General features: G+C 44.5%; 17 protein-coding genes. 10 read left to right on the top strand and 7 right to left on the bottom strand.

The window, feature by feature from the left end:
- Positions 1 to 144: 144 nt before the first annotated feature.
- Entirely contained in the window at positions 145 to 1,758 is a 1,614-nt protein-coding gene (locus CAG57_RS14015) for a methyl-accepting chemotaxis protein (RefSeq protein WP_161428204.1), read from the top strand.
- Between the two features lie 104 nt (positions 1,759 to 1,862).
- Here CAG57_RS14015 and accC read toward each other — a convergent pair whose 3' ends face one another.
- The 6 genes from accC to CAG57_RS13985 all read right to left on the bottom strand — a co-directional run bounded on the left by accC (position 1,863) and on the right by CAG57_RS13985 (position 9,201).
- Complete coding sequence (accC, locus tag CAG57_RS14010; RefSeq protein ID WP_099610745.1) at positions 1,863 to 3,206, bottom strand: acetyl-CoA carboxylase biotin carboxylase subunit; 1,344 nt, start codon at positions 3,204 to 3,206, stop codon at positions 1,863 to 1,865.
- A gap of 15 nt (positions 3,207 to 3,221) precedes the next feature.
- Positions 3,222 to 3,671, bottom strand: a complete 450-nt coding sequence (accB, locus tag CAG57_RS14005) for an acetyl-CoA carboxylase biotin carboxyl carrier protein (RefSeq protein ID WP_099610744.1) — start codon at positions 3,669 to 3,671, stop codon at positions 3,222 to 3,224.
- Positions 3,672 to 3,734: 63 nt separating this feature from the next.
- The gene (gene aroQ / locus CAG57_RS14000) at positions 3,735 to 4,184 is read right to left on the bottom strand and encodes a type II 3-dehydroquinate dehydratase (protein ID WP_161428203.1); all 450 of its coding nucleotides are present in this window, start codon (positions 4,182 to 4,184) and stop codon (positions 3,735 to 3,737) included.
- A 407-nt stretch (positions 4,185 to 4,591) separates the two neighbouring features.
- On the bottom strand, positions 4,592 to 6,538 hold the full coding sequence (gene acs / locus CAG57_RS13995) for an acetate--CoA ligase (protein WP_161428202.1): 1,947 nt from the start codon (positions 6,536 to 6,538) through the stop codon (positions 4,592 to 4,594).
- A gap of 194 nt (positions 6,539 to 6,732) precedes the next feature.
- Entirely contained in the window at positions 6,733 to 7,371 is a 639-nt protein-coding gene (locus tag CAG57_RS13990; RefSeq protein ID WP_099610741.1) for a 3'-5' exonuclease, read from the bottom strand.
- Between the two features lie 6 nt (positions 7,372 to 7,377).
- Positions 7,378 to 9,201, bottom strand: a complete 1,824-nt coding sequence (locus CAG57_RS13985; protein WP_161428201.1) for a DUF294 nucleotidyltransferase-like domain-containing protein — start codon at positions 9,199 to 9,201, stop codon at positions 7,378 to 7,380.
- Positions 9,202 to 9,608: 407 nt separating this feature from the next.
- On the opposite strand from CAG57_RS13985, the gene CAG57_RS13980 reads away from it, so the two are divergent.
- Complete coding sequence (locus CAG57_RS13980; RefSeq protein ID WP_099610739.1) at positions 9,609 to 10,799, top strand: 3-phenylpropionate MFS transporter; 1,191 nt, start codon at positions 9,609 to 9,611, stop codon at positions 10,797 to 10,799.
- Between the two features lie 125 nt (positions 10,800 to 10,924).
- Here the strand turns inward: CAG57_RS13980 and agaR are convergent, their stop codons facing one another.
- Positions 10,925 to 11,701, bottom strand: a complete 777-nt coding sequence (agaR, locus tag CAG57_RS13975) for a transcriptional repressor AgaR (RefSeq protein WP_337247054.1) — start codon at positions 11,699 to 11,701, stop codon at positions 10,925 to 10,927.
- A gap of 266 nt (positions 11,702 to 11,967) precedes the next feature.
- Here agaR and kbaZ point away from each other — a divergent pair, with 266 nt between their 5' ends.
- The 8 genes from kbaZ (at position 11,968) to CAG57_RS13935 (ending at position 19,298) form a co-directional block, all read left to right on the top strand.
- Complete coding sequence (gene kbaZ / locus CAG57_RS13970; RefSeq protein ID WP_161428199.1) at positions 11,968 to 13,248, top strand: tagatose-bisphosphate aldolase subunit KbaZ; 1,281 nt, start codon at positions 11,968 to 11,970, stop codon at positions 13,246 to 13,248.
- A gap of 12 nt (positions 13,249 to 13,260) precedes the next feature.
- Complete coding sequence (locus CAG57_RS13965) at positions 13,261 to 14,418, top strand: SIS domain-containing protein (protein ID WP_099610736.1); 1,158 nt, start codon at positions 13,261 to 13,263, stop codon at positions 14,416 to 14,418.
- Between the two features lie 13 nt (positions 14,419 to 14,431).
- Entirely contained in the window at positions 14,432 to 14,905 is a 474-nt protein-coding gene (gene agaV, locus CAG57_RS13960) for a PTS N-acetylgalactosamine transporter subunit IIB (protein ID WP_099610735.1), read from the top strand.
- A gap of 19 nt (positions 14,906 to 14,924) precedes the next feature.
- Positions 14,925 to 15,704 (top strand): PTS N-acetylgalactosamine transporter subunit IIC, encoded by a 780-nt coding sequence (gene agaW, locus CAG57_RS13955; RefSeq protein WP_161428198.1) that lies wholly within the window; start codon positions 14,925 to 14,927, stop codon positions 15,702 to 15,704.
- The gene (agaE, locus tag CAG57_RS13950) at positions 15,694 to 16,551 is read left to right on the top strand and encodes a PTS N-acetylgalactosamine transporter subunit IID (protein WP_161428197.1); all 858 of its coding nucleotides are present in this window, start codon (positions 15,694 to 15,696) and stop codon (positions 16,549 to 16,551) included. Before agaW ends, agaE begins: the two co-directional genes overlap by 11 nt.
- Positions 16,552 to 16,718: 167 nt before the next feature.
- Positions 16,719 to 17,153, top strand: coding sequence for a PTS galactosamine/N-acetylgalactosamine transporter subunit IIA (agaF, locus tag CAG57_RS13945; RefSeq protein WP_099610733.1), 435 nt, complete (start codon positions 16,719 to 16,721; stop codon positions 17,151 to 17,153).
- 36 nt (positions 17,154 to 17,189) lie between these two features.
- Positions 17,190 to 18,347 carry an N-acetylglucosamine-6-phosphate deacetylase gene (gene nagA, locus CAG57_RS13940; RefSeq protein WP_161428196.1) on the top strand — a complete coding sequence of 386 codons (1,158 nt, stop codon included), beginning with the start codon at positions 17,190 to 17,192 and terminating at the stop codon, positions 18,345 to 18,347.
- A 96-nt stretch (positions 18,348 to 18,443) separates the two neighbouring features.
- A complete protein-coding gene (locus CAG57_RS13935; RefSeq protein WP_161428195.1) occupies positions 18,444 to 19,298 on the top strand; it encodes a tagatose bisphosphate family class II aldolase in 855 nt (284 codons plus the stop codon).
- The last annotated feature ends 5 nt before the right edge of the window (positions 19,299 to 19,303 follow it).

The following is a 19,303-nucleotide window of genomic DNA, read 5'->3' as shown; positions in this document are numbered from 1 at the left end:
TAGCTAAAAAAAATCAGTTGCTTATGTATTTTGTTGCTTATTTTTTCTGGAACGATATTTGCTCAGTGATATTTTCAGCAGTTGTAATCAGTATAAATACAGCAATGAAATGTCATCGTAAGGGACTTGGTGGGAGGCAATAATATGAGAAATAATGGGCCAGTGACAAATAAGGAAGTGTACTTTAATGGACTCGGTGATCTTGTATCGATCACCGATACGCAAGGAAAAATTCGCTATGTTAATGATCCTTTTATAACGATTAGTGGTTATAGCACAGAAGAGCTGATGGGGAGTGACCATAATATGGTTCGCCATCCTGATATGCCGCCTGCCGCGTTTAAAAGTTTATGGGAGACCGTCCGATCAGGCAAAAACTGGCGTGGCATGGTTAAAAACCGTTGTAAAAATGGCGATCATTATTGGGTTGATGCGTTTGTCTCTCCGATTACCCAAGAGGGGGAAATCATTGGCTTTCAGTCGGTACGTTCAGAACCGACTAGAGAGCAAGTTAGCCAAGCTGAAGCGCTTTATAAGCAGATGAAAGCCGATCCAACCAAGTTGTTACCTAAGCCCAATTGGTTGCAGAGACTCACCTATGCTTCTCTCTATACTAGCTTGAGTTGTTTTGCTTTGCTGATGTTGATATTTTCGGTCACTCAAATCGATATGACTCAGCAGTGGCCAGTTTTAATATCGTTAGCGCTTACCACGGTTGTGTTGATCTTCCAACTCTATTTGATTCGAGGCAGATTGCTTAAGCAAGTGGAAATCATGTCGAGGACATTACGCAGACTTGCTACGGGAAATTTAACGGAAAACATTCAGTTAGCAGGCGAAGATGAAATGGGTTTACTGATTCAAAATAGTAAAATGATCCAAGCTCGTTACAAGGCGGTTCTTGGGCGCATGCAAGAAGTGACTCAAGATTTAGTTATTTATGCTGGTAAAATGTCGGAGCATAGCCATTCAATGCAGAATGAGATGGGCTCTCAATCCATACATACTACCCAAGTGGCGAGCGCGATGACGGAGATGACCGCAACGGTTATCGAAGTCACCGAGAGTATTGTGCAAACTGCTCATGCTGCTGACGAAGTTCAACAAAAAGTGCGTGAAGGTGACCAGTTAGTTGAAAGTGCCGTGATGAGTATGGGTAAATTTATTACCGAGTTGGAGCACACGATTCAACAGATTATTACTGTTTCTGATGAGAGCCAAAAAATTAGTACGGTGACGGAGTCTATCAGTTCGATTGCTGAACAAACCAATTTATTAGCTTTGAATGCTGCCATTGAAGCCGCGCGCGCTGGGGAGCAGGGCCGTGGTTTTGCGGTTGTTGCCGATGAAGTCCGCGAACTAGCGACGAGAACCCAGCAAGCAACACAGGATATCCGTTCTATGCTGGAGAGTCTCAAGTTGGGGATTGCTCAATCATCGGAAACTATTACTCAGAATAGTAATCATGCCAAGGTGGCACTTGATAATGTGAATAAATCCCAGCAAAACTTTAATGATATTCGTGTGCAAGCAGATGCGGTTGCTGATATGAGTGAACAAATCTCTTCTGCCGCCGCACAGCAAGAGCAGGCTACGCGTGAAATGAGTGAATCGGTAGAGAAAATTAGTGAACAAAGTCGAACGACTGAGAGTAAGGCGGAACAGTTGCAAACTTTAGCTGAGAACTTGAATAAGCAAGCACAAGAGTTAGGTATTACATTAGGTGGTTTCAGGTTAACTCAGCAAAAGACATCATGATGTTATATTCCTTCTATTTTAAGTGGTTGCGGTATTAGCCAAGTCCGTTTACCTCATGAGCATGGTGTATCTATGCTCATGAGGATTATTAACAGGCCAATAGATTATTGCATGCCAAGCTTTTTCTCCAAATAGTGGATATTTGTGCCACCATTTTGGAAGTTTTCATCTCTCATGATCATGTCTTGCAAAGGAATGTTGGTTTTAATTCCTTCAATAATCATTTCGTCTAACGCGTTACGCATACGAGCAATCGCTACATTACGGTTTTCACCATAGGTGATGAGTTTACCGATCATTGAGTCATAGTATGGCGGAACGGTATAACCGGAATAAATATGTGATTCCCAACGAACTCCCATTCCTCCTGGAGTATGGAGGCGAGTGATTTTACCCGGACAAGGAAGGAAGCGTTCAGGATCTTCGGCATTAATTCTACATTCCACCGCATGGCCACGGATCTTAATATCATCTTGCGTAAAGGAGAGTGGTTGGCCAGCGGCAATACGTAATTGCTCTTTGATCAAATCAACGCCAGTGATCATTTCGGTTACGGGGTGCTCAACCTGAATTCGTGTGTTCATTTCGATGAAGTAAAATTCACCATTTTCATACAAGAATTCAAAGGTACCTGCACCACGGTAGCCGATTTCGATACAAGCACGAGTACAGCGTTCACCGATGTATTTACGAACTTCTTCGGTAATTCCCGGAGCTGGCGCTTCTTCGACCACTTTTTGGTGACGACGCTGCATGGAGCAGTCACGTTCTCCTAAATAGATCGCATTGCCTTGGCCATCGGCTAACACTTGAACTTCAACGTGACGTGGGTTTTCTAGGTATTTCTCCATATATACCATGTCGTTGTTGAACGCCGATTTTGCTTCTGCGCGGGTCATATTGATGGCTGGAATAAGCTCTGCTTCACTGCGAACTACGCGCATACCGCGGCCACCGCCACCGCCTGAGGCTTTGATGATAACGGGATAGCCGATGCGTTTAGCGTGAGCTTTGTTTTTGGCATCATCGTTATCGAGTGGCCCATCTGACCCCGGTACACAAGGAACACCGGCTTTTTTCATTGCTGTAATAGCGGAGACTTTATCCCCCATCAAGCGAATGGTCTCCGCTCTTGGGCCAACGAAAATAAAGCCACTACGCTCAACTTGTTCGGCAAAATCGGCATTTTCTGATAAAAAACCATAACCTGGGTGGATAGCAATCGCCCCTGTCACTTCAGCGGCGGAAATGATACGAGGAATATTTAGGTAGCTATCGATCCCTTTTGCTGGACCAATACAGACAGTTTCATCCGCCAGCAGAACATGTTTCAAATCACGGTCAGCGGTGGAGTGGACGGCAACAGTTTTGATGCCTAATTCTTTACATGCACGAAGAATACGAAGCGCAATTTCGCCTCGGTTCGCGATGACTAATTTATCTAGCATAACAACACGCCTCGATTATTCGATGACCACAAGAGGTTGGTCGAATTCTACTGGCTGACCATCTTCGACTAAAATTTCTGTTACCACGCCTGATTTATCGGCTTCGATTTGATTCATCATTTTCATGGCTTCTACGATACATAGAGGGTCGCCTGCTGAAACGCTTTGTCCTACTTCAATGAACGATTTTGCCTCAGGACTCGGCGAGCGGTAGAAGGTGCCAACCATTGGAGAAAGCACTTGATGACCCGTTGGTACTTTCGCTGCTGGTGCAGCGGTTTCAGCCACCGGAGCGGGCGCAGGTGCGGCAGTTGGAGCCGGTGCTGCAGCGTAATGAACCGGAGCGGTTGGCGCTGGATTATGGCGACTGATACGTACTGATTCTTCGCCTTCAGAGATTTCTAGCTCAGAAATGCCAGATTCTTCCACCAATTCGATCAGTTTCTTGATTTTACGAATATCCATTGTTTCTTTCTCTTTTATCTTGTGAGTAAGACAACCCAGTTTGGGTTGTAGAGTGTTGGGTTATTACTTGGTTTGCAACGTATTGATTGCTGCAGCCAAAGCAAATTCATAACCTTGTGCGCCTAGGCCACATATCACCCCTTGGGCCTTATCCGATAGATAGGAGTGATGACGAAAAGCTTCTCGTGCGTGTATATTTGACAGATGCACTTCAATAAAGGGGATGGCCACACCAAGCAGCGCATCACGTAGAGCGACACTGGTATGCGTAAATGCGGCTGGATTAATGATGATAAAGTCCACCCGTTGATAGGCTCGGTGGATAGCTTCGATCAATTCATACTCACGGTTAGACTGGAGATGCTCTAATTCCACATTAGCTTGTGCGGCTTGTTCTGTTAGTTTTTCGACGATTTGCGCTAGGTTCTGCGAGCCGTAGTGTTCTGGTTCACGTAGACCGAGTAGGTTTAAGTTTGGACCATTAAGAACAAGAATGCGTAAATTTGTGGACATTGTGTGGCTATCTTCCTCTATTGTGAGATGTAATCCAATAATCCCATATTTTAAATTTTTCGACACATTTTTTTGGTCAAAAGTTCACTGTTTTTATTAAATTGACCATGATTATAGCTAATTCATCGCAAATGGCAGCAATTTACTGGTCTAATGACTCGGTTGGGTGGTTTTTTGAACGAATGTGGTTGGCTGAAGCTGATCGGATCTTAGCTAAAAACGGTGCTAGAAAAGGAGAGGCCTAGAGGAAAGCAGATCCTAGGAAAAGCGAAAACCAGGTCCTAGAACCTAGGACCTAGGACTTAAAACCTAGAACCTAAAACCTAGAACCTAGGATCTAGGACCTAGGACTTAAAACCTAGAACCTAGGACTTAAAACCTAGGACCTAAAACCCTAGCTTACTGTTCTACAGTAGTGCTTTTTCGGCGATCAACTTGTCGACCACGCTTGGATCCGCCAGTGTGGAGGTATCGCCCAGGTTACTGGTATCACCTGTGGCGATTTTACGCAAAATACGGCGCATGATTTTGCCTGAACGGGTTTTGGGGAGTGCGTCGGTCCAATGCAGAACATCAGGGGTAGCAATTGGGCCTATCTCTTTTCGTACCCAGTCTTTGACTTCTTTATGTAATTCCGCGCTAGGGTAGACGCCATCATTTAGGGTGATATAGGCATAAATCGCTTGTCCCTTAATATCATGTGGGACACCAACAATGGCGGCTTCGGCAATTTTATCGAATGCAACCAAGGCGGATTCAATTTCCGCTGTGCCCATTCGGTGGCCAGAAACGTTGAGCACATCATCTACGCGTCCAGTTATCCAGTAATAACCATCTTCATCGCGACGTGCGCCATCACCCGTAAAATACATCCCTTTAAAGGTAGAAAAATAGGTTTGTTCGAATCGATCGTGATCACCATAGACGCTGCGCATTTGCCCCGGCCAAGAGTCGAGAATGACTAAGTTTCCTTCTGCTGCGCCGTCAATAATATTACCCATGTTATCCACTAACGCTGGCTGAACACCAAAGAAAGGTCGAGTTGCTGAACCGGGTTTCAATGCGGTTGCGCCGGGTAACGGGCTGATTAATATGCCTCCAGTCTCTGTTTGCCACCAGGTATCAACAATCGGGGACTTTTGCTCGCCAATCGTTTTGTAATACCACTCCCAAGCTTCTGGATTTATTGGTTCGCCAACCGATCCCATAATGCGTAAGCTGCTGCGATGGGTGTCTTTGATGGCTTCATGCCCTTTCGCCATTAAGGCGCGAATCGCTGTTGGTGCAGTATAGAGAATGTTGACTTGATGTTTATCAATGACTTGGCTCATACGGTTGGTATCTGGATAATTTGGCACACCTTCAAATAAAATGGTTTTTGCACCATTGGCGAGTGGGCCGTAAATTAGGTAGCTATGCCCGGTGATCCAACCGACATCTGCAGTACACCAAAACACTTCTTGTGGTTGATAGTCAAACACGTATTTAAACGTCATGGTTGCATAAACTAAATAGCCGCCAGTGGTGTGCAATACTCCTTTGGGTTTGCCCGTTGAACCGGAGGTGTAAAGAATAAAGAGTGGATCTTCGGCACGCATTTCTTCTGCTGGACAGTCATCGGAGACATGGGCAATGGCATCATGCCACCATACATCTCGGTGGTTATGCCACTCAACATGGCCGCCTGTTCGTTGCAAGACGATGACCTTGTTAATACTTTTGATTTCAGGATTGGTTAAGGCTTCATCGACGTTTTTTTTGAGCGGAACCGGTCGGCCAGCACGAATGCCTTCGTCGGCGGTAATCACGACACTCGCATTCGAATCAATAATGCGCCCAGACAAGGCTTCAGGAGAGAATCCACCGAATACTACGGTGTGAACGGCACCAATACGGGTACAAGCCAGCATGGCAACCGCGGCTTCTGGTACCATCGGCATGTAGAGGCAGACGACATCGCCCTTACCAACGCCTTGTTCTTTTAGGGCATTTGAAAAACGACATACTTGCTGATGCAGTTCACGGTAGGTTAATGTCTTATCATCTTCCGGATCATCCCCTTCCCAAATGATCGCGATTTGATCGCCTTTTTCTGCCAAGTGACGATCCAAACAGTTGGCAGAAACGTTCAGAGTACCATCTTCAAACCAGCGTATATCCACATGGCCAGTATCAAATGAGGTGTGCTTGACTTGATGAAAAGGTTTTATCCAATCAACCATTTTACCATGCTCACTCCAAAAGCTTTCTGGATCGTTCACGGACTGTTGATACATGGTTAGGTACGTCTCGTTGTCAGCATGAGTATGGGCTTTAATATGGTCTTTGACCGGATAGATATAGGCATCACTCATTGTTATTCTCCTTGTGAATACGACAAATTTCCATTTCAGTGCCGGTTTTAAACATCACTGAGGAAATTAATGACCCCATTTTTGACTGGAAGCGATAACTTCGAGTGGGCTGGGTCGATACCTATAACTGTTAGCCACAGGCACAATTTCTACAATTAGACTTTAGGATGAAGTATGAGACGTTTGGTATCGAATTAAGCGATGTGTTGATAGGGAGAGCTTAAACGGGGAAGATCGCCGTTGGTTAAACGAACAAATACCAGTGCAGCGGCAATCGCATCTTGCAGAGCATCGTGTTTGTTATGTAAAGGGAGGTCGAGATGATGGCAGATGGCCGCTAAGCTCAGATCAAAATAAGCATTGGGTAATTGCTGCTCTAATTTATCCTGATAAAGTTGGCTAACTTCGATTAATCGGTTGGGTAATGGAAAGCCAAGCTGTTGACGACATGCGCGATCAAGAATCGTTTTATCATAGCGGATGTGATATCCCACTAATGGGCGATTCCCCATAAATTCGATCAGCTGGAGCAAGGCTTCTCGTTCTGTGAGGCCATAAACCAGATCTTGATGGCGCAGGCGATGAATGCGGACTGATTGAGAATCTAAAGATAGTGGTGCTTGCAAGCGGACTTCGAAGGGCTGACTGGTTAAAATACGATTCCCGATGATTTTAGTGGCCGCGATGGTGACAAGTTCTGCTCGTTTAGGATCTAAGCTCGTGGTTTCACAGTCCAGAGAGACCAGCTCTTGTTGTTGACAGGGAGCAAAAAGCGCTTGATATGGCGAGCCCTTTAACTTACGAAACCAATAATATCGCATAAGCCGATTCATCGTTATTTAATCTCTAATTTGGTAATGGTAGCCTAACCATTGTTTAAATTTTTTTACCACATGCAAACTGTGGCGTAGCAGATCACGCTCGGCTCGTTCTAGCTGTTTTAAGTCAAGCTGGTTATGGTTATGTTGATTATCGAGCTGTTGAGCGAGGCGCAGTTTAAAAAATAACTTGAGGGCTTCACTGAGGTTATCTCCCGTTTCTTTTTCTAATATTTGTTGTTTGACCAAGGCTTCGATACGTTGGAAAGTGTTATTACAGGTGATGGCATATTCTAAACTGAGCGCACGAATACCATGGACGATTGGAAAAATGCCGCCTTGTTTAATATCTAACCCAGATTTGCCACTTTTGACCTGCCCAAATAATGTCAGTGGCACCGAGAAGTTAAGTGCGGGGCGGGTAAATTCCGTTAAAATCAATTCTTGATGGGCCATTAATTGGCTGAGGTGTTGTTTGATCGGCGATAATAGCTGTTGATTGCCGGCGACAGCATGAGCATCGGCCATGATGGCGAGCTTCATTACGTGCTCGGGATGCGCGTTTTTCACCCAATCGGTGAGGGTCTTTTTCCATGCTGCTTGCGATTTTACCCATTCGGGATTGTTTACCATCACTTGACCGGGACAAAGTGGATAGCCAAGTTGTAACAAGGTGTGGGTTAACGTCTCTAACACCGGTGAAAATGAATGCCATTCAAAGCCATCTTTGATGATCAAGGCATTATCTTGATCGGTTTTGAGTATTTGTTCCGCACGTCCTTCTGAGCCAAGTACGACAAAGCAGCAGTGATCATGCAGCGCTGGTGGAACCACGAGAGTAAAGGCTTTTTCGATAATTTGTTCATTGACCGCCGCAATCAATTCCATCACAAAACGAGTACGAACCCCGCGGCTGAGTAAGTTGTCCACCAGTTGTCGTTGTTTATTGGCGGCGAGAGCTAACTCATCGATGCTAGAAGCTCTGGCAATCGCGAGTGTTAAGACATGAGAGTGGGTCGAAAAGGTACTTAAGATCTGCAGCATCGATAGCAACCCCACCGCACGATGTCCATCGCAGACCATTAAACGTTTGACCTTATGGCGAGTCATCATCACCATGGCATTAAACAGAAAGTCACCTTGTTCAATATGTAACACGGGAAAGGTGGCTATTTGAGCCACAGGGGTATCAAGCGGATAATGGTCTAGCGCAATCGCGTGCAATAAATTGGTTCTGGTGATAATGGCATAAGGCGGAATATTCTGCTGGGTTAAACGTGGATCATCGGGGGCTAATTCGACAAAAGCGGCATCAATACTCTGCTCTCTCATGAGTTGTGTTACCGCTTGTAAAGAGTCTTCTGGTTTGAGTAATGTTGGGGGAAGATAGAGCGAAGGCTCTATCTTGGTGAGGATAAATTCAGCGATATTTTTTTGTTGCTGGGCAGCTTCAATGAGGGCTTGTCGTTTAGCGAGGTTATTATCGAAGTAAGCCGCAAATTGACCATTTTCTCGATATAAGGTTAAAAATATCGTTTTGGGTAATAGATAGCTCAAGGTATCTTCTAAGGCCACATAATGGTGTTTGGCGTGCGGCTCGAACAGGGCACGTACATCAAACATATCGTCGTTAGCGTAATGGGCATAAATCTCTCGACCATCGGCAGAGCGTTCTTCGACGGTGCCTTTAATCAAAATCCAGAGTTGCTGACACGTTTGGCCACTTTGAATCAAAATATCCCGCTCACGGTAGTAGGCGATATCTAATGAACGGCGGAGCAGTTGTTGCTGAGGTTCCGTGAGTCGATCAAACGGAGGCGAGTGCATATTGAATTTTTCTGGCATGGTTTTCACCGCAACGAGAACACTGGATTAAGTGTGGCTAATTTTTTGTCTCTCGCCAGACGACTTTGGTCTATACCCTTCCTACTTGAAGCGGCAGTGTGTTGGCTACGTTCGTTCACCCCAATCACATAGCTTGCCTATGCTGATGGGGATGATGAGAGCTATCCGTGACTTTCACCCAAGGCCAGCCTACGGCTATTCAAATTTGTTCCAGACAAATTTGTCACTCACTTGCCACCTCCCTGCAACTGCAAGTTGTTTGGGTATAGTCCTTATCGACTTAGCAGATCAGGGAAATAAGATTTTAAGTGAAAGTTCCCTTTTTAGTTAAAGGGAGTCATTGCATAATAGCGACCTTTGTAAGTACCACTGATGATTCACTGGTTATTGATTTTCTAGGATGTAGTATGTTTAACCCCTCTCCGTTTGGGTGGATATCCCAATATTTTGTTGGTTTCTTTTTTGCGTATGGGGTGTATTTACCATTTTGGGCGCTTTGGTTTGCAGATCAAGGTGTCTCGGCAACTGATATTGGTTTGTTAGTCGGTATCGGTTTTGCGACACGCTGTGTTGCTAATTTAGTGATTACCCCACGCGTTCATAAAGTTGAGCATCTATTACCGGCCTTACGGTGGTTAAGCTTGGCAGCTGTCCTGTTTATTGCTTTCCACTTTTTTACTGGGGGCAGTTTTTGGTTAATGGCATTAGCGACGATCTTGTTTAACCTTTGCTGTGGCCCTGTGGTGCCACTGTCTGACGCGATGGCGAACTACTACGCAAAACACAATTTGTTGGATTATGGACGGACACGTTTATGGGGGTCGGTGGCCTTTATTGCGGGTTCAACAGTCGTTGGTTATCTTGTTGCGTTGTATGGCACTCCGATGATTTTGTATACCGCCTTATTTGGCGTGGCGGTGGCGCTACTGATTAGTTTACGTAATCCAACACCATTGCCAGTCACCGAGAGTGAAGCCTATGCGGTTAGACCGAAACTCTCAGAACTGCTACGTGAATTACCGGTTATTAAGTTTTTAGTGTTGGTGGCATTGATTCAGGGAAGCCATGCTGCTTATTACAGTTTTAGTGCGATTTATTGGAAAGAGGCGGGACACTCTGAGGCGATCATCGGTTACCTGTGGAGCTTGGGGGTGGTTGCTGAAGTGTTAGTCTTTGCCTTGAGTAAACGGATGTTTGCTGGCTGGAGTTTACGTTCACTCTTTATGGTCGCTGCCATTGGGGTGATCATCCGTTGGGGATTGACGGCCTCGACCACGATGATTGTGGCTTTAGTTGCGATTCAATTACTGCATGGCGTCACCTTTGCTATGGCACATATTGCGGCCATTCAATACATTCAGCATGCGCCACAAAATAAAATGGTGGCATTGCAGGCACTTTACAATGCGATTCCTCTTGGTGCGGTGATTGCGGCAATGACAACGCTCAGCGGATGGGGATATGAACATTGGGGTGCGGCTGTTTTCTGGGCGATGGCGTTGATGGGCGTTTTGGCTTTATTTATTAAGGTTGAATTACCACAAGCGCAAACAGATCCGGTGGCTGAGTCAAAGGTAGAGCCAGAAGCGCAACATTGATCTTAATGGATTGAGTTCTGTGTGTTGAATGTTCATGAAAAAGCCTCTCAGTTACGAGAGGTTTTTTGTCTTGATAAGTTACCATCGGCGGTAAGATCAATCAGATTGTGATCGTCGAACGTCGTTCAGTCGTCGACTAAAATTACACTGATCCCTAGACGCTTCAAGCCTTGTAAATATTCCTCGGGAATCCCGTGATCGGTGATCACTTTATCAACTCGTGTGGTTTCTAGAATTTTATGCAGACTGACTTTACCGAATTTTGATGAATCGGTAACAGCAATCACTTCATCGGCAATATCGCACATTTTCCGGTTCAGTCTTGCTTCATTTTCATTATGTGTAGTAATGCCTTTTTCTAGGTTAAACCCATCCACCCCAAGAAATAATTTATTAAAGTGATAGTTCTCTAACACGCCATCATTTTGTTCGCCGTAAAATGACATGGATTTTCGGCGTAACTTTCCGCCAATGACTAACACCTCAACGCCTTCTGCTGGAAAAAGTGCATTGGCAATATTTAAGCCATTCGTCAGAACCACTAAATCATTGGCGTGTCTTAGTGCCTCTGCAATACAGTGGGTTGTGGTGCCCGAGTCAAGGATCAGGGTATCTCCGTCTTCAATCAGACTAACGGCCGCTGCGGCGATTTTTTCCTTCAAGGTTTTATTGAGTTGATTTTTATCTTCAACTGAGTGCTCATATGGCCGAATGTCATTGTCTTGAAGGTAAGCACCACCATAAGCTCTCGTTGCGATTCCTTGCTTTTCCAATGCTGCCAAATCATTTCTTATGGTGACAGTTGAAACACCAAATTGTTGGCTGAGTTCAGTGACCTGCACACTGCCATTTTTTTTAAGTAATGCAATCGTATGCTCACGTCGTTTACTGGTATTTTTCACTTTATCTACCTTCTGATTTAGACGAAATTGGATTATAGCCATCTTCATTACGAATAGAAATAGAAAGAAATAAACTTTCACTTTATTTCTTTTTGTGCTGTTATCTTTTGTTTTATCTGTCTTTTTTGTTTCACTGTGTGTGATTGTAACCTTTGGTTTCGTTTTGTTTTTGCGACGCACTTCTAAATTATTCTTTTGTTTTGTTTTGTTTCGTTTCCCTTTGTTTTATAGTTTACTCAAGCGATAAAATGAAGCGAAGAGAAAGAATGAATCATCTTGTAGAAATCATTAAACAACATAAAGAAGGGCGTCCCGTTGGCATTTATTCGGTCTGCTCGGCACATCCACTGGTTATCGAAGCCGCTATTGAGCAAGCAAAATTAGATAATAGCGTGCTCTTAATTGAGGCAACATCAAACCAAGTGGATCAATTTGGTGGCTATACAGGGATGCAACCTAATGATTTCTGTGCTTTGGTTGAACGGTTAGCTGAATCGGCTCACTTTCCCATGTCACGTATCGTGTTGGGGGGCGACCATTTAGGCCCCAATCGTTGGCAGCATTTAGATGCAGATACGGCGATGAAATTCGCTGAAGATCAAATTGTGGCTTATGTCTCTGCAGGATTTCAAAAAATTCACTTAGATTGCAGCATGAGCTGTTTGGGTGATGCCGTACCCTTGAGTGATGAAACGGTGGCACAACGTGCAGCGAAACTGGCTCTCGTGGCAGAAAAAACCGCGGGTCGTATTTTTGGCCACTCCACATTGGTTTATGTGATCGGCACCGAAGTTCCTGTTCCTGGTGGCGCAACAGAAACGCTAAGCAGCGTACAAGTCACTCAACCTCAAGCGGCGATTAACACGATCGAAACGCATTATTCTGCCTTTGTTGAGCAAGGGTTAGCAGACATTTGGTCACGCGTTATTGGCCTTGTAGTACAACCTGGTGTTGAGTTTGATCATCAAGGCATTATTGATTATTGCCCAGAGAAAGCACAAGCGCTGAGTAAAGTCGTTGAACGTTATCCTCATTTGGTGTTTGAAGCTCATTCGACCGATTATCAAACCGCACAGGCTTATAAAGCATTAGTTCGCGATCATTTTGCGATTTTAAAAGTTGGGCCCGCGTTAACCTTTGCTTTGCGTGAGGCTTTATTTTCCCTCTCATGCATTGAAGAAGAATTAATTCCAGCGAGACATTGCTCTGGATTACGACAAGTACTTGAAGGGGCGATGCATGCTGAGCCTAAATATTGGCAGGGGTATTACGAAGGAGACAGCGAAACTCAGCGTTTAGCCCGTAGCTTTAGTTTTTCTGATCGCATTCGCTACTACTGGCCTGATCAAAAGGTCAATGACGGCTTAGCTGTGCTATTACACAACTTACAAGATCATCCTATTCCTCTGCCGTTAATCAGCCAATATTTACCCATTCAGTTTCAAGCGATCCGTGAAGGTCGGCTCACATCGGATCCCAAGGCAATCATTGTTAACAAAATTGGTGAAGTGGTGGCGTTATATGCTGCCGCTTGCCGTGATAAATAGAAGGCTAACCTTATGTATTTAAATATTTCTCAACAACAATTAGCGCATAAAAATGGATTAGCAACCGCTAAAGAAATTACACAACAGCCTGATGCTTGGCAAAGAACGTTACAAGGATTAATGCCTTTGCAAGCGAGCATCAACGATTTTATGAACACCTTTTTTTCTTATCCGAATGGAAGAATTGTGCTCACGGGAGCGGGCAGTTCTGCCTTTGCTGGACGCGCTCTTGCGCCTTATTTATCAGGAAAATTAAAGCGTCGAATTGATGCAATCGCAACCACCGATATTGTGGCTGATCCTGAAGAGTATTTTGCGGAAAACTGTCCCACCTTGCTGATTTCGTTTGCTCGTTCTGGTAATAGCCCAGAAAGCGTTGCTGCGGTTGAGCTTGCCAGCCAAGTGCTTGATACCTGTTATCATTTGGTGATTACGTGTAATGAGCAAGGTAACTTGTATTTACGAGCCAGCGAAGATGTAAGGAGTTTTGCCTTATTAATGCCACCTGAAACGAATGATTTAGGCTTTGCGATGACCAGTAGCCTAACGAGTATGATGGCTGCTTGTTTACATGCCTTGCTTCCCCAGCAGTTTAATGAAGAACGGTTTAACGCGATAGAACAGGCGTGCCGTGCCATTTTGACTGGCCAGTTAGCTAGTATTACCGCATTGGCTCGTTTAGACGCCAATAAAATTATTTACTTAGGCAGTGGCAGCTTGCAAGGGGTCGCGCAAGAAGCGGCATTAAAGTTACTTGAATTAACGGCGGGTAAGCTTTCTGTCACGTTTGACTCCCCGGTAGGTTTTCGTCATGGCCCTAAATCGGTTGTCGATGATGCCAGTATAATCTTTATTTTTATCTCTAATGACCCTTATACCCGCCAATATGATCGTGATCTCTTGAGGGAGTTACGAGCGGAAAATAAAGCTCTGAAAGTGGTGGCGTTAACCACTGAAGTTGATGCCATGATTGCCGAAGGCGATTATTTTCAAATTCCGCATTTTGCCGATGCAGATGATGCGGCACTGGCTTTCCCATTCTTATTGTTTGCCCAGATTTATGCATTTACTCGCTCGTTTGATCTCGAGATTGGCCCAGATAATCCTTGCCCAAGTGGGGAAGTCAATCGTGTGGTACAGGGCGTTAATATTTATCCGTTCAACCGTTAAAAAGGAATAAACAATGCCAAATATCGTATTAAGTCGCATTGATGAACGTTTGGTGCACGGTCAAGTGGGCGTGCAATGGGTTGGGTTTGTCGATGCAAATATCATCGTTGTGGCTAATGATGACGTTGCCGAGGACACCATCCAACAAAATTTAATGGAAATGGTGATTGCCGAAGGCATTGCGATTCGTTTCTGGAGTATTCAAAAAGTCATCGACAATATTCACAAAGCCGCTGATCGCCAGAAAATTTTGTTAGTCGCTAAAACACCGTCTGATTTTTTAAGGATGGTTGAAGGCGGAGTGCCAATTCAAGACATTAATATTGGCAATATGCATTACGTGGATGGAAAAAAACAAATTCATAAAACCGTTTCCGTCAATGCACAAGATATTGAAAGCTTTGAACAATTAAAAAAACATAACGTGAAATGCCGTGTGCAGGGAGTCCCTACCGAATCTGCTACGGATGTTTTTGAATTACTTTAATTAAGAAAGGAACTGAAAGATGGAAATAGGATTCATACAAGCGTTAATGCTGGGAATACTGGCATTTTTCGCTGGATTAGATCTCTTTAACGGTTTAACTCACTTTCATAGACCTGTGGTATTAGGCCCTTTAGTTGGCTTGATTTTGGGCGATTTACCAACGGGGATATTAGTGGGCGGAACATTAGAGCTAGTTTGGATGGGGTTAGCCCCGTTAGCGGGGGCTCAGCCACCCAATGTTATTATTGGGACGATTGTTGGGACGACATTTTCTATCAGTTCCGGCGTGCCCGCTGATGTCGCGGTTGGGGTCGCGGTACCTTTTGCGGTTGCCGTACAAATGGGGATTACTTTCTTATTCTCTGTGATGGCACCAATGATGTCTAAATGTGACCAAATGGCAGATAACGCCGACACTAAAGGCATTGAACGCGTCAACTATTTTGCGCTACTGGTATTGGGTACCTTTTATTTCTTATGGGCTTTTCTTCCAATCTATTTGGGTGCAGAACACGCCAAGGTGGCTGTTGAAGCCCTACCTAAAACCTTGATCGACGGTTTAGGGGTTGCGGGTGGCATCATGCCAGCGATTGGTTTTGCGGTTCTGATGAAAATCATGATGAAAAATGCCTACATTCCTTATTTTATTCTTGGATTCGTCGCGGCAGCTTGGCTTGAACTCCCTGTGTTAGCGATTGCCGCTGCAGCACTGGCGATGGCATTGATTGATTTTATGAAAAAAGGAACAGACACCGCTGTTGTTGCGACTAAACAAGAGGAATTTGAAGATGGGATCTAATCACAATATCGATGTCAACCAAACGCCTGACGTCCCACAAGATGAATACAGTGATAAATCGATTGGTACTGAGTTAACCAAATCAGACATTAACCGAATGGCATGGCGTTCACTGCTATTACAAGCTTCATTTAACTTTGAGCGTATGCAAGCTGCGGGATGGCTGTATGGGTTATTACCGGCATTAGAAAAAATTCATACCAATAAAAGTGACCTATCCAAGTCAATGCGTGGGCATATGGGCTTTTTTAATACACACCCATTCTTAGTTACGTTTGTGATGGGCATTATTTTGGCGATGGAGCGTTCAAAGCAGAATGTGAATAGTATCCAAAGCACTAAAATTGCGGTTGGTGCTCCTATGGGAGGAATTGGTGATGCCATGTTCTGGCTTACTTTACTGCCCATTTGTGGCGGGATTGGTGCCGATCTCGCATTGCAAGGCTCGATTCTCGGAGCCGTGGTTTTCTTCTGCTTATTTAACGTGGTCCATTTCGGCCTTCGCTTTGGTTTGGCTCATTATGCTTACCGAATGGGCGTGGCAGCGATACCGATGATTAAAGCCAATACCAAAAAAGTCGGTCATGCGGCTTCCATTGTGGGGATGACGGTCATTGGGGCACTGGTCGCGACGTATGTACGTCTTTCTACTACGCTAGAAATTAATGCCGGTGATGCGGTCGTTAAGTTGCAAGCGGATGTGATTGATAAGCTGATGCCCGCATTCCTTCCATTAGTGTATACCTTGCTAATGTATACCCTAGTTAAACGTGGTTGGAGCCCAATTAAACTGATTGTGGTTACGGTTGTGATGGCGGTTGCGGGTCGTTTTATCGGTTTCTTATAACGCTTTAACCGAGAGAGAAAACGGCCAATCAGAGGGGGCGTGAATCCTTAAAGGGATCAACGTACCAGCCAATTGACTTGGTGTTGCCATGAGTGTTGGATAATCGATGACTTCGCTTATGCTTTAAGTCAGCTGGATCCCCCTCTTTAATAGAAGAGGAAAAGAAGATGTTGAGTGTGATTATTTCCGGCCATGGTGCATTTGCCTCAGGTATGGAAAAAGCCATGCACCAAGTGATTGGGGTACAAGAGCAATGTGTAGCGATTGATTTCCCTCCGGAATCAACAACCCAACAACTGGAAGCACAATTTCGAGCCGCAATGGAGAATGTTGGTACACAAGATGGGCTGGTATTTATTACCGACTTATTGGGTGGCAGTCCATTTCGTATCGCGTCAACCCTTGCTTTAGAGCACGGTAATATAGAAGTCATTACAGGGGCTAACCTGCAATTAATTTTAGAGATGATGTTGGAGCGTGACGAACTCAACATTACCGAGTTTAGAGAACAAGCCTTGTTATGTGGCCACCGTGGAATGACATGTTTATTTGATGAGTTGGCCAAACAATCACAGACCGAAACGGCATGTGAAGGCATTTAACCGAATGCTTTTGTGATATGTCGAGGAGCGAATAAAGTGAAAATTAATGTAAAACAGATTCTTACCGAGCAAGGATGGCAGCAAGATTACATTATTAGCATCGAAGATGAGTGTTTTACGCAAATTCGGCCTAAGCAGCCCGAAGACGATATATCCACCATGATGCAAGTGGAAGTGATGTTACCCGCACTGGTTGACTCACACGTGCATGGTGGCGCTGGTGTCGATGTGATGGACGGCACGCTCGAATCATTAACCCAATTATCACAACATTTAGCGAGTCAAGGCGTTGGCGCTTTTCTCGCAACCACGGTTACCGATCAGCTACCACATATTGAACGTGCTTTGATTAATGTGGCTGAAGCCATGGTGCAAGGTGTTCCTGGGGCGACGATTTTAGGCAGTTATTTAGAAGGCCCTTATTTTACCGAGCGGCATAAAGGTGCTCATGATGCCAGTTTATTCCGTGAGTTGGACACACAAGAACTGGATCATCTGATCGCAGTCAGTCGAGACACATTAAAAGCGGTTGCGTTAGCACCAGAAAAAAAGAATGCATGCCACGCCATTCGTCATTTGAAACAGCGAGAAGTCAACGTGATGTTGGCACATACCAATGCGAGTTACGCTCAAGCAAACTCGGCATTTGAGGCCGGTGCAGATGGCATTGTCCATTGCTACAACGGGATGAGTGGCCTTCATCATCGAGAACCCGGTGTGGTAGGAGCTGGGCTCAGTGACTCACGAGCTTATATTGAGTTGATTGCAGATGGCCATCATGTTCATCCAGCAGCAATGAAAATTTGTGTCAGTTGTGCCGCAGAACGTTTAGTGCTGATCAGCGATGCCATGCGTGCAACTGGCCAACCTGATGGTGAGTATTTCTTGGGCGGTAATGCGGTCCGTATGCAAAGCGGCATTGTGACCACCCAAGAAGGGGGATTAGCAGGGAGTACTTTAGCGTTATTCCAAGGGGTGAAGAATTTATCAACCATGGCGGGTGTGGAATTAAAACATGCGATTGAATCAGCCAGTTTATTTCCGGCTCGTTTATTGGGTTTCGAGGATAAATATGGTTCCATCGCTGTCGGTAAAAAAGCTAATTTTTTATGCGTTAACCCAGCGCTTGAATTAAAAGAAACCTGGGTGAATGGGAATAAAGTATGGTGCTGTGAATCAACAATGACAGAGTAAAAATATTAATAATCAAAAAGATTATTTAAATAAACTTTAATTAACCATAAATAATATATTATTTGAGTGGCGTTATTACACGCCATAGGAGACCTTATGTACCTAATATCTTCACATGAAATGTTAAAAGATGCCCAGAGAAATAACTATGCAGTTCCTGCATTTAATGTTCATAATTTAGAAACGATACAAGTAATTGTTGAGACTGCTGCTGAAATGCGTTCTCCAGTTATTTTGGCCGGTACGCCGGGAACTTATAAACATGCCGGTGTTGATTACTTGGTTTCTATTTGTAAAGCTGCGGCTAAAAAGCATAAACTACCGTTGGTATTACATCTGGATCACCATGAAAGTATTACCGATATTGAAGAAAAAATTCATGCTGGAATTCGTTCTGCCATGATCGATGCCTCTCATTCTCCTTTTGACGAAAATATTAAAACCGTTAAAGCGGTAGTTGACATGTGTCATCGTCACGGTGTCTCCGTTGAGGCCGAGCTGGGACTGCTTGGGGGGCAGGAAGATGATCTTATTGTCGATGAAGCCAATGCACAATTAACCGATCCAAGTTCAGCGAAGGAGTTTGTTCTGCGTACGGGGATTGATTCTCTTGCGGTTGCTATTGGTACGGCTCATGGTTTATATAAAGCAGAACCTAAACTGGATTTTGAAAGGTTAGCTGCAATTCGTCAGTGTGTTGATATTCCGCTTGTTTTGCATGGTGCATCGGGTATTTCTGATGAAGATGTACGTCATTGTATTGAACTGGGAGTTTGTAAAGTGAATGTGGCGACTGAATTGAAAATTGCTTTTTCAGATGCCATGAAAGACTATTTGTCTAGCCATCCTGATGCGAATGATCCTCGGCAATATTTAGTTCCTGGTATGCAGGCAATGAAAGAGGTCGTCATTAGTAAAATTAACGTTTGTGGTAGCGCAAATAGAATTTAACCTGA

It is taken from the genome of Vibrio sp. V30_P3S12P165 (genome assembly GCF_009904905.1).
GTDB lineage: Bacteria > Pseudomonadota > Gammaproteobacteria > Enterobacterales > Vibrionaceae > Vibrio > Vibrio fujianensis.
The sequence above is the reverse complement of the archived record's forward strand: the minus strand, read 5'-3'. Positions and strand labels throughout refer to the sequence as shown.

Bases quoted from the DNA above. Each gene is read 5' to 3' on its own strand.
- agaV (WP_099610735.1), top strand. From the start codon at position 14,432: ATGCCAAATATCGTATTAAGTCGCATTGATGAACGTTTGGTGCACGGT.
- CAG57_RS13985 (WP_161428201.1), bottom strand. From the start codon at position 9,201: ATGCCAGAAAAATTCAATATGCACTCGCCTCCGTTTGATCGACTCACG.
- accB (WP_099610744.1), bottom strand. From the start codon at position 3,671: ATGGATATTCGTAAAATCAAGAAACTGATCGAATTGGTGGAAGAATCT.
- accC (WP_099610745.1), bottom strand. From the start codon at position 3,206: ATGCTAGATAAATTAGTCATCGCGAACCGAGGCGAAATTGCGCTTCGT.
- CAG57_RS13935 (WP_161428195.1), top strand. From the start codon at position 18,444: ATGTACCTAATATCTTCACATGAAATGTTAAAAGATGCCCAGAGAAAT.
- CAG57_RS13965 (WP_099610736.1), top strand. From the start codon at position 13,261: ATGTATTTAAATATTTCTCAACAACAATTAGCGCATAAAAATGGATTA.
- CAG57_RS13990 (WP_099610741.1), bottom strand. From the start codon at position 7,371: ATGAATCGGCTTATGCGATATTATTGGTTTCGTAAGTTAAAGGGCTCG.
- kbaZ (WP_161428199.1), top strand. From the start codon at position 11,968: ATGAATCATCTTGTAGAAATCATTAAACAACATAAAGAAGGGCGTCCC.
- CAG57_RS13980 (WP_099610739.1), top strand. From the start codon at position 9,609: ATGTTTAACCCCTCTCCGTTTGGGTGGATATCCCAATATTTTGTTGGT.
- agaE (WP_161428197.1), top strand. From the start codon at position 15,694: ATGGGATCTAATCACAATATCGATGTCAACCAAACGCCTGACGTCCCA.
- acs (WP_161428202.1), bottom strand. From the start codon at position 6,538: ATGAGTGATGCCTATATCTATCCGGTCAAAGACCATATTAAAGCCCAT.
- agaW (WP_161428198.1), top strand. From the start codon at position 14,925: ATGGAAATAGGATTCATACAAGCGTTAATGCTGGGAATACTGGCATTT.
- agaF (WP_099610733.1), top strand. From the start codon at position 16,719: ATGTTGAGTGTGATTATTTCCGGCCATGGTGCATTTGCCTCAGGTATG.
- CAG57_RS14015 (WP_161428204.1), top strand. From the start codon at position 145: ATGAGAAATAATGGGCCAGTGACAAATAAGGAAGTGTACTTTAATGGA.
- aroQ (WP_161428203.1), bottom strand. From the start codon at position 4,184: ATGTCCACAAATTTACGCATTCTTGTTCTTAATGGTCCAAACTTAAAC.